This window comes from Marinobacter manganoxydans MnI7-9 (assembly GCF_000235625.1).
GTDB classification, from domain to species: Bacteria; Pseudomonadota; Gammaproteobacteria; order Pseudomonadales; family Oleiphilaceae; genus Marinobacter; species Marinobacter manganoxydans.
Genome location: NZ_AGTR01000025.1, coordinates 1 through 16,278 on the forward strand (window position 1 = coordinate 1; position 16,278 = coordinate 16,278).

Sequence of the window (16,278 nt, forward strand, 5' to 3'; positions counted from 1 at the left end):
ACTGCGCGCCTACACAAATTACAATTATGTGCCATTATAAAAACTTCACCTCAATAGGGAGTGGGTTGGGGACATCGACATCATGGAGGATTTATCCGTGCAAAAAGCGATACTTTCGGTTGGTTTATTTTTTCTAGTTGGCTGTGCAGGTACCACAATAACAACACCCCTCGATACCGCTGCCAACGGGTTTCGCTATTCTCTCCCAGTCAGTCGCCTTAACCTTGAGGTGGAGAAAACGACAACCTTCCCCTCTGACGCTGTTTTCAATCAAACAGCGGTCGTGACTATGAAGGCGAACGAACGCCTCTCCATTATTACTCAGGGATTCCTTGAAACCTGTTATTCCACCGGCGTTGCTTATTCAGTCTCAAGAGTATTAGATTCAGAATTTGAGACCATCGCAGATACCAGCCAAGTGTATTCAATCCAGATTGAACCGGGCACTTTTGCCGATGGATCCGTTACGCTGATAAGAAACGAACGTGGGCTTCTGAAATCCGTGAACGCCAAACTAACGGGAAAGGCAGGAGAAGCACTAAAGACTAGCGCTAAGTTTTTAGCAAGGGTCATCGGCTACACGACTTCAGTCCCGTCCGTGCTCCCAACAGATACTAGTCTCTTACCCCAAAACGAAAAGTTTAATCTTTTCGGGGTGCCTATCGACGAAAGCTGTGAAGCGGTTAGAGCAAAATTGATTTCTGCAGCTGGGCTTAACGAAATTGTCACCCCGCTGATGCCAGAAACCCAGGTTATCGGCTTGCTAACAGGCCGGATTAAACCTGAGTGGTTCCAAGCGGTCGACCGCTTGAAAAAGGGAGTTACGGCCTCTCAGCAGAATATCGAGGAAATGACCAAAAAAGCAGCGAGTTCTGAGAGCGCAAAAGAAAAGAAAAGCTTGCTTGAAAGCATCGCCCTCGAAGAACAGCTTAAAACAAAACTAGAGCGTCAACTTTCGCGTTATACCGGCTACATCAATGCGTCGGATAAGAAAATCAAATCAAACTACGGAGTCAAACCGCCAGAAGCTGAAACGCTTAATCGAAGCTATGCGATTTCAGATATCATCGTCGACACAACTTCGGATGGCACTCTCGACTTGGCCGAGTTTGAAGAAATTGGTGTAGCGCCCGTTCTAGAAAGAATTAATCAGTCAGTGGCGACATCCCTTACTCGCGCTGACACCACAGACGAAGCCTTTATCGCCTATCGCGATCCAGAGCCTTTTGTATTTAAGCTCTTCGCTGCACAACCCCCAGAGCGTCCATTCAATGGATCTTCTTCCTCGGAAAAAACACCCGTCCAATGGAAAGCTAGCTTATCTGAAGTTGTGAATGTTATTGCTCCAGACTCACCAATCGGAAGAATCGCATATGAGGAAAATGCTTGGTCAAAAAGAGATCTACAACTGACCATTAACGATGACGGTTTTATTACTACAGCGAAGTATGATTTCACGTCATCTGGCAATGAGATATCGTCGGCGCTTGATGTCGCAAGCTCCAACTATATTGAAACCGTAGCAACAGCTGAGAAGGCGCGGCTTGATTTAGTGCAGCAGCGACAGACCTTCGCGAAAACCTACCTGAAAGACCAGGCGGAGATTCTTACGAAAAAGAAAGAAGTTTTGCAGAGCGAGCTTGATTTAAGAGGATTCAATAGCGACGCATATCTCGAGCTTCAAGCTGTTGAACAAGAGCTCGACTTACTTGAAAGCCAGCAAAGGCTTCTTTCGAAAGAGATTGAATTTGGGAAAACCGCTGGAACCGCAGAAGCGAATATTGACACTGCCATACTGCAATCTCAGCTAGGTCTTGTTCAGGCTCAACAGAACCTGTCTGGTTACGAAGCGAGTATTTCGAACAGTGCTGCTCAAATCGCAACCCAGCAGGCCATCACCGCACTGCTTCAACAGCAAATATCCACGCCCGATGACGAAGAGCTCAAGAGCGAAGTGAAATCACTACGACTTCAGTTAGAGTTGCTCATCCAAGAACTGGAGATCCGAGGCCAAATATCCGAGTAAAGATGGACAAGAGCGTACTCTTTTCAAACCACCGCGCTCAAGACGGTATTGCCTGCCGCTTTGGATAAAGTGATGATTTTGTCACAAGTATAAACCTGGCCTGGAAGAGTTGGAGATCGACGGAGTGTTGCAGGTCTGAAGGGACTGTCGTCAGATCACATCGGAGCTGAAAGCTACCAAATTCTTTTGGATGGGGTTTTGGATGGTAAAACAAAAAAAGCACCCTTAGGTGCTTGATTTGTATCTTTGTTTGGTGGAGACGGCGGGAATTGAACCCGCGTCCGCCAGTACTCAGCCTTGAGGTCTACATGTTTAGCGTCTCTCTATTGATTTAAGTTCAAGCGACCCGAGAGTCAGGGTGCAAGAACCGAGTTCTTTAAATCTTAGCCGTTAACCAGTGAACTCTGGGTAACGGAGCATCCCGTAAGCGATGACGTCCTGAGATGTTGCTTCCGGGCTACGGGCGACCCGGTCAGGACGACTAGCAGCTTACGCTGCTAGTGCGTAGTTTTCGTCGTTTGCGACTATTGCGTTGCAGCTTTGGATTAACGAGATTGGCTGCCATCTCGACATGCACTCAAGGGTTCGCCACCGGCGTCGAAGCCATGTCGTCCCCTTACCTTCAGTATATGTGTCCGGTTTGCCGGACTTCAAGGTTTCTTTGTTGCAGTTTTGTGCTTTCGGGGCTGTAGATGTACCTAGAACCCTAGCTGGCCTTGCGCTCAATGGCGTCATGTCGGCCTGCCAGGGCCTCGTGGCTCAGGGCCTCGAAGCTTTCCCGGAAGTAGCCCATCACGGCGTCCGGATCCGCGTGAATCGCCTTGTCCACGGTGATGCCGAATTGCACGGTGCCGGCATAACTGAGAATACTCATGCCGATACCGATGCTGCCGCTCTGGGGAACCCAGAACATGGGCTGGGTCAGCTTGCTGCCCGCCAGATACAGGGGCTCTTTCGGGCCGGGCACGTTGGTCAGTACCGCCGAGGCCTTGTTGCTGAGCAGATCCAAGGCCCTTCGTTCGATAACATCGGGGCCGCGCCCGAAGATATCAAGCAGGCTGTAGGTAACCTGGGCCTGATAGGACTGTTTGAGCCGGTTCATGTTCTCCTGCACCTGGCGGAAGCACATGAGCGGGTCCCTCACTTCCACCGGCAGGGTAACCAGTACGAGCCCGAACTTGTTGCCGAGGGTTTCGATGGGCTGATCAAGAGGCCGCAGATTGAACGGTACGGCGACCCGAATGCCGCACTCGGGGATGGTTTCTTTGTGGGCGGCAAAATGTCTCTGCAAGGCGCCTGTAACGGTGCAAAGGAGGGCATCGTTGATGGTGCCCCCCAGAGCCTTGGCACAGGCCTTTACCTCGGCAAGGTCGAGGGGATCGGCCCAGGCCACTTGCTTGCGCCCGGATAACGGCTCTTTCAGTCCGGTTTTGGGTTCGCCGGGCGCCAGGCCCAGTTTCAGGAGGTCAAGGGCGACACCGCTGGCGGTGGTGGCCAGTTTTAACGGGTAGTTGGGCTCCTCACGGACGGACTGGATAAACAGTCTGGCTTGGTTGGTGGCTGTCTGCGCGCTATCCACGGCACGGTGCAGAAAGTTCTGGATGGCCGATTTCCTGCCGGGTTTGGAGCGACGCTTGCGGGCCACTTTGCCCAGCCGGGGTTCCGGCGTTTTGTCGGTCAGTGACAGCATCACACGAACCAGCGAGATGCCATCGGCGATGCAGTGGTGAATGCGGATCAGCAGCGCACCGCCGTCGCCGTAATTGTCGATGTAGTGCATTTGCCAGAGCGGTTGCCGGAAATCCAGCGAGGTGCTGTTCATGTCACTGACCAGTTTCTGGAGTTCGGCTTTGTCTGCCTTGCCGGGTAGGGCGATGCGGTGCAGGTGGTTGTCCAGGTAGAACAGCGGGTCGTCCTGCCAGTAAGCCCGGTCTCCGGTGTCTATGACCCGTTGCCGGAATCGGTTGAAGCACAGGAATCGCTCTTCAAGCGTGTGCCTGAGGCGGCTCATGGAAACCGGCCGTTCCAGTGTCCAAACCCCGCAGATCATCATGGGGTTCTGGGGGGTGTCCATGCGTAGCCACGCGCGGTCTACGGCGGACATGGGTGTCTGTTTGGGTGACATAAGCGGCTCCCTTTGCCATGCACCAGAGTTCCCGAGTATAGGCCCGATGGAATTCTGAACAAAGAGAGTGAGTATGCGACATACCCGTTCACGCCGGCCATGACCGGCGTCAGGTATTTGTTAATTGGTGGCGGGCAGGATCAAACGTTGGTTTCGCGCAGGATGCGTTGCTTCTGGCGGTTCCAGTCGCGTTCTTTCTCGGTGGCGCGCTTGTCGAACAGCTTCTTGCCTTTTACCAGGGCGATTTCGCATTTGACCTTGTTGTTTTTCCAGTACAACGCCAGCGGAATGCAGGTGTAGCCGGCCTGGTTGACCTTGCCCACGATCTTGGCAATTTCCTTGGCGTGCAGCAGCAGCTTGCGGGTGCGCGTGGGGTCTGCGATCACGTGGGTGGACGCCGCAATCAACGGGGTAATGTGAGAGCCGAGCAACCAGGCTTCGCCGTCCTTGAGCAGCACATAGGCGTCCACCAGCTGGGCCTTGCCCGCACGCAGGGACTTCACTTCCCAGCCCAGCAGGGAGAGACCCGCTTCAAAGCGTTCCTCAATGTGATACTCGTGCTTCGCCTTTTTGTTCAGCGCAATGGTATTGCTCGGCGTTCCGGGTTTTTTCTTGCTCATGAATCAATGAATCCGGGGTCGGACGAATGAACGGGCCGGCGTTGCTGCAGCCGGAAAAAGGCGCATTGTAGCCCAACAGTGGCGGACCGGTCACGAATTCGGCGTTGTGGCGGTGTCCGGTTCGTGCGCGACGGGATCCTTCAGCTACAATACTGGCCCAGACTTTCTCCCCGACCTGTTGAGTGGCCTCAGGGAAGCGAATGCCTACGCCGTATCAGACACATATCGGGTCCTTTACCCGAAAATCAACCTTCTTCTGGGCCGCGGTGGGCGCTACCGTGGGTCTTGCCAACCTGTGGCAGTTCCCTTATCTGGCCAGTCTGCATGGTGGTGGCTTGTTCATCCTGCTTTACCTCGCCTGCCTGCTGCTGGTGACTCTGCCTCTGATGGTTACTGAAGCGGCTGTTGGTCGGTATTCCCGCCACGGCATTGTGCTGGCTATGGACGGGCTCATTCGCAGTGCCAGGCAGTCCCGGGCCTGGATGGCGGTTGGCCGGCTCAGCATACTGGCCGCCTTTCTGGTGCTCTCGTTTACGGCAGTCTTCGGATCCATTGCTCTGGCTTACGTGTTCTTCGGCGCACTTGGCCGTTTCTCCGGCGCCGGTGAGGCAGAGGCAACCGGGATTCTGGCGGGGCTGGTGTCCGACCCCAGGCAGTACCGGGTATTCATGGGCTGGCATATCTTCTTTCTGCTACTGGTGCTCTGGGTCTCAGCGCAGGGCGTAGTGAGGGGGCTGGAAAGGGCCCTGAGGGTGGTTGTGCCGGGCGCCCTGGTGCTGATGCTCGTGCTGTTCGCCCTGGCTGCCTGGCATGGTCGGATCGACGGGGCCATCAGCCACATTCTGGCCATGCATCCCGAGGACCTTTCCTGGGAAAGCCTGAAAGCCGCATTGTTTCATGCCTTTTTTACGCTCGGGCTCGGTATGGGTGTCTGGGCGATACTGGGCTCGTACACCACGCCTCAAACCCGTCTGAAGCGTTCGATTCTGGCCGTGGTGCTGATGGATACCCTGGTGGCGATTCTGGCTGGCCTGATGATCTTCGCGATCGCAACAGACGGCAACAGCTTTGATGGTGAACGGGGCTTCAGCCTGCTCTTTGTTTCCATGCCGGTCACGCTGGCCCAGTTGCCCGCGAGCCAGTTCGTGATCGCCGCTGTTTTTCTGCTGGTGGTGCTGATTGTCTGGACCACATCCCTGAATCTGCTGGAGCCCATCGTGGGCTGGTTCCGTGAGTGGACCGGGGCGCCCAGGGCGCTTTCGGTGCTGCTGATTGGTCTGTCGGTGTGGCTGGCGGGGCTCGCGTCTCTGCTGTCGTTTAATGTCTGGGCCGAGGAGCGGATGGGCGGCGCCACCATGTTCCGCTGGCTGGAGCTGATCACCGGTGGATTGCTGATCCCGCTCGTGGCCATCTTGATTGCGCTGTTTACCGGCTGGTGCCTGACCCGGCACCTTTCGGGTACCATGCTCGGCGCAACGCCAAGATTGTTCGCCGGCATCTGGTTCTGGGTGATGCGCCTGGTGCTGCCCCTCGTGGTTGCCTGGATAGGGATCCAGTACACGGCCTTTTCACTGGCTAACCTGTGCAGCAACGGCAATGTTGCAGCCTGGTGCGATCAGCCTGCTGCCATGGTCTCGGAAGACGGGGAAGTGGCAGCGAGAGATCGGCCTTTTGCCGCTACGCCGGCCGAGCCGGAGGAGAAAGCCGCCGAGGCCGAGAAGACAGCGCCCGCGTCAGATCAGAAGTCGCCGGAGGTGAAGGAAAATGGTGGTAAGTCAGGCGAAAAAGCCCCAAAACAGGACGATATCCTTTATGATAGCGTGTGATTGAGGCTCTCTTCCTTTCCAGAAGTCTGCAACCTTTTCACAGCGTGTTTGCAAGCAGGACAACCGGTTCCAATGCCCCATCAGATTGATAAAACAGCTTTGGTTATGCACTCCGCCGAGCGCATGTTTCACCTGGTGAATGACATCGCCCGTTACCCGGAGTTTCTCCCCTGGTGCGCTGGCGCGGAGATTCATGAGCGCCAGCCCGAGCAGGTGACAGCGTCGCTTGAAATTGCCAAGGGTGGGGTGCGGCATACGCTTACGACCCGGAATCAGTTGCTGATGCCGGAGGCGATCGAGATGAACCTGGTGGATGGCCCTTTTCGCAACCTGACCGGTCGCTGGCATTTCAAATCCCTGGATGAGAACGCCTGCAAGGTGATCCTGACCCTGGAGTTCGAGTTCTCCGGATCGCTTTCAAGGATGACCTTCGGGCCGGTATTCAGTCAGGCGGCCAATACGATGGTGGATGCCTTTTGCCGGCGCGCTGATGAGCTTTACCGGAAGGAGGGTGCATGATTCAGGTGGAAGTGGCCTATGCCCGGCCTGACCGGCAGGAAATTGTGCCGGTAAATGTGCCCGAGGGCACGACCGCGCTGGAAGCGGCCAAGCTGTCCGGGATCAGCGATATTTTTCCGGAGATCGATCCGGATACGATTGATATGGGCGTGTTCGGGAAGGTGATCAAGGACCCGGCCGCCCACGAACTGCGTGAAGGTGACCGGGTGGAACTGTATCGCCCGCTGAAGATCGATCCGAAGCAGGCGCGACTGAATCGGGCGAAAAAGAAAGATCAGGCTCAGTAGGCCGGCGTTTCTTCCAGCAGTTGTGCCTCGTAATAGGCGTACTGGTCTTCTTCGTAGTACACGATGATTCGCTGTTCCTGGATGTCCCCGCCTTCTCTCTGGAAGGTGTACACGTAGTATTCGCGGGAGGGGTCAACCGGGTTGAGCATGAGCGGTGTTCCCATCACTGCGTGCACCTGGCTGCGTGGCATGCCCTCGGTCAGTTGCGTCAGCTCCTCATCGGTAACGATGTTTCCCTGCTGGACGTTGATTTTGTAGACGCCCGGGAAAACGCAACCGGATAGAACGAAAGTGAGAATGAGAGCTGTGAGCTTTTGCATCGCCGGGGGAAATCCTCTATCTTGAAATCGCCTGCCAGAGGCAGGTGTGACACGGGTTAACCGTTCAATGGCGGCTTCATCATACCGGAAGCCGTGAGGCACACCAAAGAGTGAATAGTAACATGTCATCCGAAAACGCCGAATTACGAAAAGTCGGTCTGAAAGTGACTCTGCCGCGGGTCAAAATCTTCAATATTCTGGAGACCGCGGAGGAGCATCACCTCAGTGCCGAAGATGTATACAAGAAGCTTCTGGAGCAAGGCGATGACGTGGGGCTGGCAACAGTCTACCGGGTACTGACGCAGTTTGAAGCAGCAGGGCTGGTACTGCGCCATAATTTTGAGGGCGGCCATGCCGTGTTCGAGATGGCTGGCGACGACCACCACGACCATATGGTGTGCACCCAGACGGGTGAGGTAGTCGAGTTTGTCGACGAGGTCATTGAAGAGCGACAAAAGAAGATTGCCGAAGAGCACGGTTACGAAATCGTCGATCACAGCCTGATTCTGTACGTAAAGCCGATCAAGTCCTGAGCCTGGCTCGGGCCGTTGGCTCAAGGAACGAAAAAAGGGGCGGGTTTATGGCCCGCCCCAACAGCTCTCAGGATCGAGAGGGGTAGTGGATAGTTGCTCGCGGCTCAGTGATGGGTTGCCTGCCCCTTTGAAAACATTTCCCTGGCATGAGCGATCGTATGTTCGGTCATGTCCACGCCTCCCAGCATTCTCGCCACTTCACTGATTCTGCCCTGATCGTCCAGCGTCTCGATTTTCGAGAAGGTGGCATCCTGCTCGGTAAACTTGCTGACAAACAGGTGCTGATGACACTGGGCCGCCACTTGCGGCAGGTGGGTGACGCAGAGCACCTGTCCGTTGCCGCCAAGAGTCCGTAACAGTCGGCCAACCACCTCGGCCGTGCCGCCGCCAATGCCGACATCCACTTCATCGAAGACCAGTGTGGGTGTGGTTGATGTCTGGGCAACCACCACCTGGATGGCAAGGCTGATTCGCGACAGTTCGCCGCCGGAGGCTACTTTGGCCAGTGGCCGCGCAGGTTGCCCCGGGTTGGCGCTGACCAGGAATTCAATCTCTTCCAGTCCGTGGGGCGCTGGCTCCCCACCGTTGCTGCGGTTCAGGTGTGTAATGAACTGCATGTTGGGCATGCTTAACTGGGTGAGCTCCGCTGCGACCCGCTGATCCAGTTCGGCGGCGGCCCTGGCACGGGCCTCTGACAGCTCCGCGGCCAGCTCATCGAAGCGTCCGCGCTGGCTGTCCAGCTCTGCGGCCAGCTGCTCCAGGCTGCCCTCGCCACCGTCCAGCTCGGCCAGCTCGGCACTCAGGCGCTGATGCAGTTCCGGTAATTCTTCCGGTGTGATCCGGTGTTTGCGGGCCATCTGGTAGATGGCGCTCAGCCGTTCTTCCACTTCCGCCAGTCGAGCTGGGTCGGCCTCGTAGTCCTCGACGAAATGGCGAAGGTTGTCGCCGGCCTCACTGATCTGGATCTGGGCTTCGTTCAGCATCTGGATCGTGTCCGCCAGTGCAGGAACGTCCACCGGAAGCTGCTCCAGCTGCTGTAACGCCTGGCGCACCAGATCCACTGCGCTGGTTTCATCTTCGGTGCAAAGCAGGGCGGCCTGATGGCTGTTGTGCAGAACCGTATCCGCCTGGCTGAGCTGCGCCTGTTCCTGTTCCAGGTTTTCCTGCTCGCCCGCTTCCAGTGCAAGACGATCCAGTTCTTCCACTTGATATCGCAAAAGCTGGAGTTTGGCCTCTGCTTCATCGGCATTCTGCTGGCGTTCGGTCAGCCGCTGGCGGATCTGGTTCCAGGATTTCCAGGCTTCCCGTGTTTCAGCGGCCAGGGTCTCAACGCCGGCGAACTCGTCCACCAGCTTGCGGTGGGTTTCCTTGCGCAAAAGAGATTGGTGCTGATGCTGGCTGTGAATATCCATTAACACACCGCCCAGTTCCTTGAGGTGGTTCAGGGGGCAGGGTTGGCCATTGATGTAGGCGCGGGAGCGGCCATCCTTGCTGATGACCCGGCGCAGGATGCAATCGTTGTCGTCATCCAGCTCGTGTTCTGCCAACCATTCGGTTGCCTCAGGAATTCCGGATACGTCGAAGGTCGCTGTGATGTCGGCGCGTTTGGCACCATGCCGGACGGCGCCGGCATCGGCTCTGCCACCCATGGCCAGGCCGAGGGCGTCCAGAACGATGGATTTTCCGGCGCCGGTCTCGCCGGTCAATGCGGTCATGCCTTTGCTGAACTGGAGTTCCACTCGTTCAGCGATGGCGTAATTGGAAACCGTAAGTTGAGTCAGCATGCAGATAACCTCCGCGTTGTTCCTGAAACCGGCAAAACACTGTGGATGTATACAGTGACTGTGAATATATACAGGGTTTTTGTGGTTTGCAAACCTGAGGCAGGTATTTTCTTCAGGATTGCAGGCTTTGGTGGTTGAAACCTGGAGAGCGGGCCCCATATCCGTTCGCAACGACATTTTCCGGCTCGAGGCGGCCGGAGCCCATGTTTAACCGGCCACTGACAGCGGGCCGCTTTAGATGAAGCAGGAGTAGCCATGAGCACTGACGAGAACCGCAACGAGCACGAGGAACTGAACGAAGCCCTCGAGGCTGCGAAAGAGGAGGCCCAGGCCGCTGAAGGCGAAGCCGGCGACAACGAAACCTCCGAAGTGGAAGCGCTCCAGGCTCAGGTTCAGGAATTCCAGGAGCAGATGCTGCGCTCCCAGGCGGAAATGCAGAACGTGCGCCGTCGGGCCGAGATCGACGTTGAGAAGGCGCACAAGTTTGCCCTGGAAAAGTTCGTCAAGGAGCTGTTGCCGGTAGCTGACAGCCTTGAGAAGGCGGTCGAGAGCACCGAGGGTCACGATGAGTCCGGCGAACTGGTTGCCTCAATTCGCGAAGGCGTGGAAATGACCCTGAGTCTTTTCATGTCCAGCCTGAAGAAATTCAACGTTGAGCAGATCAACCCGGTGGGCGCACCCTTCGATCCCCAGCATCACGAGGCCATGTCCATGGTGCCTGCGCCGGATGCCGAGCCGAACAGCGTGGTAGCCGTGGTGCAGAAAGGGTATCTGCTGAATGGTCGTGTTGTGCGGCCGGCCATGGTGGTGGTCGCGAAAGCGGAAGATGCACCAAAAATTGATGAGCAGGCTTGAAAAGCCGATTAAAGCGCCAATATAGCCAGTAAATAGCGAAAGCGGAGGCAAATGGCCTCCTGGAAAGCATTCAGAAGAATTGGAGTGACTCAATGAGCAAGATTATCGGTATCGACCTGGGAACGACCAACTCTTGTGTAGCCATCATGGATGGCGACAAGGTGAAGGTAATCGAGAACGCCGAGGGTGATCGCACCACCCCGTCCATCATCGCCTACACCGACGATGGTGAGACCCTGGTTGGCCAGTCAGCCAAGCGCCAGGCGGTTACCAACCCGAACAACACCCTGTACGCCATCAAGCGTCTGATCGGTCGTCGTTTTGAAGACGATGTAGTCCAGAAAGACATCAAGATGGTGCCCTACAAGATTGCCAAGGCAGACAACGGTGATGCCTGGGTTGAAGTGAAGGGCGAGAAAATGGCGCCGCCGCAGGTGTCTGCAGAAGTTCTCAAGAAGATGAAGAAGACTGCAGAAGACTACCTGGGCGAAAAAGTGACCGAAGCCGTCATCACTGTTCCGGCCTACTTCAACGACAGCCAGCGTCAGGCCACCAAGGACGCAGGCAAGATCGCCGGGCTGGAAGTGAAGCGCATCATCAACGAGCCGACCGCAGCAGCCCTGGCTTATGGCCTGGACAAGAAGAGCGGCGATCGTACCGTGGCGGTATATGACCTGGGGGGTGGTACCTTTGACCTGTCCATCATCGAAATTGCCGATGTTGACGGTGAGCACCAGTTCGAGGTTCTGGCCACCAACGGTGACACCTTCCTCGGTGGTGAAGACTTCGACCTCAAGATCATCGAGTACCTGGCAGACCAGTTCAAGAAAGACAGCGGTATCGACCTGCGCGGCGATTCCCTGGCGATGCAGCGTCTGAAAGAAGCGGGCGAGAAAGCCAAGATCGAGCTTTCCAGCAGCCAGCAGACCGACGTTAACCTGCCGTACATCACCGCAGACGCGTCTGGTCCCAGGCACATGAACGTGAAACTGACCCGTGCCAAGCTGGAATCTCTGGTAGAAGACCTGGTTCAGCGCAGCCTCGAGCCGTGTAAAGTAGCGCTGCAGGACGCAGGCATGAAGGCAGGCGAAGTCGACGAGGTTATCCTGGTCGGCGGTCAGACCCGCATGCCGCTGGTGCAGGAAAAAGTGAAAGAGTTCTTCGGCAAAGAAGCTCGCAAGGACGTTAACCCGGACGAAGCTGTGGCGATGGGTGCTGCCATCCAGGCGGCCGTTCTCTCCGGTGATGTGAAGGACGTTCTGCTGCTGGACGTAACCCCGCTGACCCTGGGTATTGAAACCATGGGCGGTGTGGCAACTCCGCTGATCGACAAGAACACCACGATTCCGACCAAGAAGTCGCAGACGTTCTCCACAGCGGACGACAACCAGACCGCGGTAACCATTCACGTGGTTCAGGGTGAGCGTAAGCAGGCTGCCCAGAACAAATCGCTGGGCCGTTTCGATCTGGCTGATATTCCGCCGGCAGCGCGTGGTGTGCCGCAGATTGAAGTTACCTTCGATATCGACGCCAACGGTATCCTGAACGTGTCCGCCAAAGACAAGGCGACCGGTAAAGAGCAGTCAATCGTGATCAAGGCCTCTTCCGGTCTGAACGATGACGAAATCGAGAAGATGGTGCAGGACGCCGAGGCCAACGCCGAGGAAGATCGCAAGTTCGAAGAGCTTGTCCAGGTTCGCAACCAGGGCGACGCGATGGTTCACGCCGTTCGCAAGACATTGAACGAAGCCGGTGACAAGGTCAGCGACAGCGAGAAAGAGTCCATCGAAGCGTCCATCAAGGAGCTCGAAACCGCTCTGGAAGGTTCCGACAAGGAAGACATCGAAGCCAAGACTCAGAAGCTGACCGAGGTCTCTTCCGAGCTGGCCCAGAAGATGTATGCAGATCAGGCGGATCAGACCCAGCAAGCCGGTGGGCAGGAAGAAGCCCAGGGCCAGAAGTCTGACGATGCTGTCGACGCTGAGTTCGAAGAAGTCAAAGACGACGACAAGCGATAAATCTGACGTACATCAGGTAGTTGGAAAACGCGGGGAGATCCCCGCGTTTTCCGCGTTTAAAAACAGGGTTTTAAAAGCATGGCCAAGCGCGATTATTACGAGATTCTCGGGATTTCCCGGGACGCGGACGAGAAGGAAATCAAGCGAGCCTACCGAAAGCTCGCCATGAAGTACCACCCCGACCGTAACCCGGACGACACCGAAGCCGAGAACAAGTTCAAGGAGGCCAGCGAAGCCTACGAAGTACTGGCAGAGCCGTCCAAGCGGGCTGCCTACGACCAGTTCGGCCACGCGGGCGTTGACGGCCAGGCCGGAGGCGGCGGATTCGGAGGCGGCGGTGCCAGCTTCTCGGATATCTTCGGCGATGTATTCGGCGACATCTTTGGTGGCGGCGGTCGTGGCCGCAACACCCGGGGTGCGGACCTGCGCTACACCCTGGAGCTGGATCTGGAAGAGGCCGTGAAAGGCAAGACGGTCCAGATCAAGATCCCGGGGCATCGCGAATGTGAAGTATGCGACGGCAGCGGCGCCGAGAAAGGCTCCCGCCCGGAAACCTGCAGTACCTGTAAGGGTATGGGGCAGGTGCGCATGCAGCAGGGCTTCTTTACCGTACAGCAGGCCTGTCCGACCTGTCGGGGCTCCGGCCAGATCATCAAGAACCCCTGTAAGGCCTGTCACGGTCAGGGCAGGGTTCAGGAAGAGAAAACACTGTCGGTCAAGGTGCCGCCCGGCGTTGACACCGGCGACCGCATTCGCCTTTCCGGTGAAGGCGAGATGGGCGTCGATGGTGGTCCTCCCGGAGATCTGTATGTGCAGATAGCCGTGCGGGAACATTCCATCTTTACCCGCGATGGCCGCAACCTCTATTGCGAAGTTCCCATCAGCATCGTTGATGCCTCTCTGGGTGGAGAGCTCGAGGTGCCGACACTGGATGGCCGGGTGAAACTGAAGATTCCACCGGAGACCCAGACCGGCAAGCTGTTCCGCCTTCGTAACAAGGGTGTCAGCCCGGTTCGTGGTGGTCCTGCTGGTGACTTGCTGTGCCGTGTGATCGTGGAAACGCCGGTGAATCTGACCAAGCGCCAGAGAGAGCTGCTGGAAGAGTTCCAGAAAACTCTGGACGCCAGTAACGGCACAGAGCACGGCCCGAAGAAGACCTCCTGGTTTGAAGGCGTGAAAAGCTTCTTCGACGAAATGAAATTCTGATCGGCGCGACAAGAAGGAACGCGAGCATGAGGGTAGCAATCATCGGCGCCGCCGGGCGCATGGGAAAAGTCCTGATTGAAGCCGTTGACGGCACCGAGGGTCTCGAGCTGGGTGCCGCCGTGGTCGAGCCCGGCAGTAGCCTGATCGGCGCCGATGCCGGCGAAATGACCGGGATCGGCAAAACCGGCGTCAAAATGGCCGGCAGCCTGGCCGATGTGAAGGATGATTTCGATGTGCTTATCGACTTCACCTTCCCGGACCTGACTCTGGAAAACGCCGAGTTCTGCAAGGCCAACGGCAAGATGCTCGTGATCGGCACTACCGGCATGTCCGACGCCGAAAAGCAGCAACTGGCTCTGGCCGCCGAGTCCACGCCCGTAGTGTTTGCGCCCAACATGAGCGTGGGCGTTAACGTCGTCCTCAACCTGCTGCGCACCGCCGCCGCAACCCTGGGTGACGACTACGACGTGGAGATTATCGAAGCCCATCACCGCCACAAGAAAGACGCGCCCTCGGGAACGGCCCTGCGCATGGGTGAAGTCGTCGCCGATGCCCTCGGTCGTGACCTGAAAGAGTGTGCCGTCTATGGTCGTGAGGGCTTCACCGGCGAGCGAACCCGCAAGGAAATCGGTTTCGAAACGATTCGGGCGGGGGATGTGGTGGGTGATCACACCGTCTTGTTCGCCACCGAGGGTGAGCGTATCGAGGTGACCCACAAGGCCAGCAGCCGGATGACCTTTGCCAAGGGTGCCATGCGGGCCGCTTTATGGCTGAAGGATAAGCCGGCCGGGCTTTATGATATGCAGGACGTGCTGGACCTCAAGTGAGGCCATTTCTCGTGGACACAAAGCGCCATATTTTTTACAATAAGGCGGTTTGACTGCACCAAGCGTACCTTTGCACAAAGATTCTGAAAAAGCGGGACCGAGTTAAGACTCCGTCTCGCTTTTTTGCAACCTGAATTTGCGCTTGCGTTCCTGTTCGTGACGAACCGATACGCCACTCGATGAGGATACAAGCCTTGAGCACACCAGCAATCCTTGCACTCGCAGACGGAAGCCTGTTCTACGGCACAGCCATCGGCGCTGACGGAGAAACCAGCGGCGAAGTGGTGTTCAACACCGCCATGACCGGCTACCAGGAAATCCTGACCGACCCGTCCTACTCCCGCCAGATCGTGACCCTGACCTACCCGCATATCGGTAACACCGGTGTGAACGAAGAAGACATTGAGTCAGACCGCATCCAGGCCGCCGGCCTGATTATCCGCGATCTGCCTCTGCTGGCCAGCAGCTGGCGTAGCAAGGGAACTCTGGACGATTACCTGCGAAGCAACAACATTGTTGGGATCGCCGACATCGATACCCGCCGTCTGACCCGCATCCTCCGGGACAAGGGCTCCCAGAACGGTGCCATCGTTGCCGGTGAAAACGCCACTGCCGAGCGGGCTCTGGAACTGGCAAAAGCCTTCCCGGGCCTCAAGGGTATGGATCTGGCAAAAGAGGTTACCTCCGACAAGATCTGGTCCTGGAAAGAGACGGAGTGGACCCTGGGCGAGGGTTACGGTGAGCGTGAGGAATCACGGTTCAAGGTGGTTGCCTGGGATTACGGCGTCAAGCTGAACATCCTGCGCATGCTCGCCTCCCGGGGCTGCGACATCACCGTGGTGCCGGCGCAGACTCCGGCCTCCGAGGTTCTGGCGATGAACCCGGACGGTGTGTTCCTGTCCAATGGTCCCGGGGACCCCGAGCCCTGTGATTACGCCATCACCGCCATCAAGGAAGTGCTGGAAACCGAGATTCCGGTGTTTGGTATCTGTCTGGGGCACCAGTTGCTGGCCCTGGCCAGCGGTGCCAAGACCATGAAGATGGGGCATGGCCACCACGGAGCCAACCATCCGGTTCAGGATATCGCCACCGGCACCGTGATGATCACCAGCCAGAACCACGGGTTTGCCGTGGATGAGGCAACTCTGCCGGCCAATGTCGAGGCGACTCACAAGTCCCTGTTTGACGGCACCCTGCAGGGCATTCGCCGGACCGACAAGCCGGCCTACAGCTTCCAGGGCCACCCGGAAGCCAGCCCCGGCCCCCATGATGTGGCCCCGCTGTTTGACGAGTTTATCCGCCTGATGGAGGCGCGATCGGCCTGAGACCGAT

At 57.0% G+C, this 16,278-nt stretch carries 14 protein-coding genes and 1 other RNA gene; 10 read left to right on the forward strand and 5 right to left on the reverse strand.

Features of this window, described 5'->3' with window-relative positions; genetic code table 11:
* The first annotated feature begins 82 nt into the window (after positions 1–82).
* On the forward strand, positions 83–2,026 hold the full coding sequence (locus tag KYE_RS06130) for a hypothetical protein (protein WP_008171503.1): 1,944 nt from the start codon (positions 83–85) through the stop codon (positions 2,024–2,026).
* 251 nt (positions 2,027–2,277) lie between these two features.
* On the opposite strand, the gene ssrA is transcribed toward KYE_RS06130, so the two are convergent.
* The 3 genes from ssrA to smpB all read right to left on the reverse strand — a co-directional run bounded on the left by ssrA (position 2,278) and on the right by smpB (position 4,771).
* Positions 2,278–2,642, reverse strand: a transfer-messenger RNA (tmRNA) gene (gene ssrA, locus KYE_RS21070).
* A gap of 90 nt (positions 2,643–2,732) precedes the next feature.
* Positions 2,733–4,151, reverse strand: a complete 1,419-nt coding sequence (locus KYE_RS06135; RefSeq protein ID WP_008171504.1) for a wax ester/triacylglycerol synthase family O-acyltransferase — start codon at positions 4,149–4,151, stop codon at positions 2,733–2,735.
* Between the two features lie 140 nt (positions 4,152–4,291).
* Positions 4,292–4,771, reverse strand: coding sequence for an SsrA-binding protein SmpB (gene smpB, locus KYE_RS06140; RefSeq protein ID WP_008171507.1), 480 nt, complete (start codon positions 4,769–4,771; stop codon positions 4,292–4,294).
* Between the two features lie 200 nt (positions 4,772–4,971).
* On the opposite strand from smpB, the gene KYE_RS06145 reads away from it, so the two are divergent.
* From KYE_RS06145 to KYE_RS06155, 3 genes are all read left to right on the forward strand, one after another.
* Positions 4,972–6,597, forward strand: a complete 1,626-nt coding sequence (locus KYE_RS06145) for a sodium-dependent transporter (RefSeq protein WP_008171508.1) — start codon at positions 4,972–4,974, stop codon at positions 6,595–6,597.
* 72 nt (positions 6,598–6,669) lie between these two features.
* The gene (locus tag KYE_RS06150; RefSeq protein ID WP_008171509.1) at positions 6,670–7,116 is read left to right on the forward strand and encodes a type II toxin-antitoxin system RatA family toxin; all 447 of its coding nucleotides are present in this window, start codon (positions 6,670–6,672) and stop codon (positions 7,114–7,116) included.
* The gene (locus KYE_RS06155) at positions 7,113–7,403 is read left to right on the forward strand and encodes an RnfH family protein (RefSeq protein WP_008171510.1); all 291 of its coding nucleotides are present in this window, start codon (positions 7,113–7,115) and stop codon (positions 7,401–7,403) included. The genes KYE_RS06150 and KYE_RS06155 overlap by 4 nt, the downstream gene beginning before the upstream one ends.
* Here KYE_RS06155 and KYE_RS06160 read toward each other — a convergent pair.
* The gene (locus KYE_RS06160; protein WP_008171511.1) at positions 7,397–7,723 is read right to left on the reverse strand and encodes an outer membrane protein assembly factor BamE; all 327 of its coding nucleotides are present in this window, start codon (positions 7,721–7,723) and stop codon (positions 7,397–7,399) included. The two genes, KYE_RS06155 and KYE_RS06160, sit on opposite strands and share 7 nt — an antisense overlap.
* 122 nt (positions 7,724–7,845) lie before the next feature.
* Here KYE_RS06160 and fur point away from each other — a divergent pair, with 122 nt between their 5' ends.
* Positions 7,846–8,256, forward strand: a complete 411-nt coding sequence (gene fur / locus KYE_RS06165) for a ferric iron uptake transcriptional regulator (RefSeq protein ID WP_008171512.1) — start codon at positions 7,846–7,848, stop codon at positions 8,254–8,256.
* Positions 8,257–8,360: 104 nt separating this feature from the next.
* Here fur and recN read toward each other — a convergent pair whose 3' ends face one another.
* Complete coding sequence (recN, locus tag KYE_RS06170; RefSeq protein ID WP_014578304.1) at positions 8,361–10,040, reverse strand: DNA repair protein RecN; 1,680 nt, start codon at positions 10,038–10,040, stop codon at positions 8,361–8,363.
* Positions 10,041–10,295: 255 nt separating this feature from the next.
* Here recN and grpE point away from each other — a divergent pair, with 255 nt between their 5' ends.
* The 5 genes from grpE (at position 10,296) to carA (ending at position 16,271) form a co-directional block, all read left to right on the forward strand.
* Complete coding sequence (gene grpE, locus KYE_RS06175) at positions 10,296–10,895, forward strand: nucleotide exchange factor GrpE (RefSeq protein WP_008171515.1); 600 nt, start codon at positions 10,296–10,298, stop codon at positions 10,893–10,895.
* Between the two features lie 92 nt (positions 10,896–10,987).
* Positions 10,988–12,913, forward strand: coding sequence for a molecular chaperone DnaK (gene dnaK / locus KYE_RS06180; protein WP_008171517.1), 1,926 nt, complete (start codon positions 10,988–10,990; stop codon positions 12,911–12,913).
* 78 nt (positions 12,914–12,991) lie between these two features.
* The gene (gene dnaJ, locus KYE_RS06185; protein ID WP_008171518.1) at positions 12,992–14,119 is read left to right on the forward strand and encodes a molecular chaperone DnaJ; all 1,128 of its coding nucleotides are present in this window, start codon (positions 12,992–12,994) and stop codon (positions 14,117–14,119) included.
* A gap of 26 nt (positions 14,120–14,145) precedes the next feature.
* Entirely contained in the window at positions 14,146–14,946 is an 801-nt protein-coding gene (dapB, locus tag KYE_RS06190) for a 4-hydroxy-tetrahydrodipicolinate reductase (RefSeq protein WP_008171519.1), read from the forward strand.
* Between the two features lie 194 nt (positions 14,947–15,140).
* Positions 15,141–16,271, forward strand: coding sequence for a glutamine-hydrolyzing carbamoyl-phosphate synthase small subunit (carA, locus tag KYE_RS06195; RefSeq protein ID WP_008171520.1), 1,131 nt, complete (start codon positions 15,141–15,143; stop codon positions 16,269–16,271).
* The last annotated feature ends 7 nt before the right edge of the window (positions 16,272–16,278 follow it).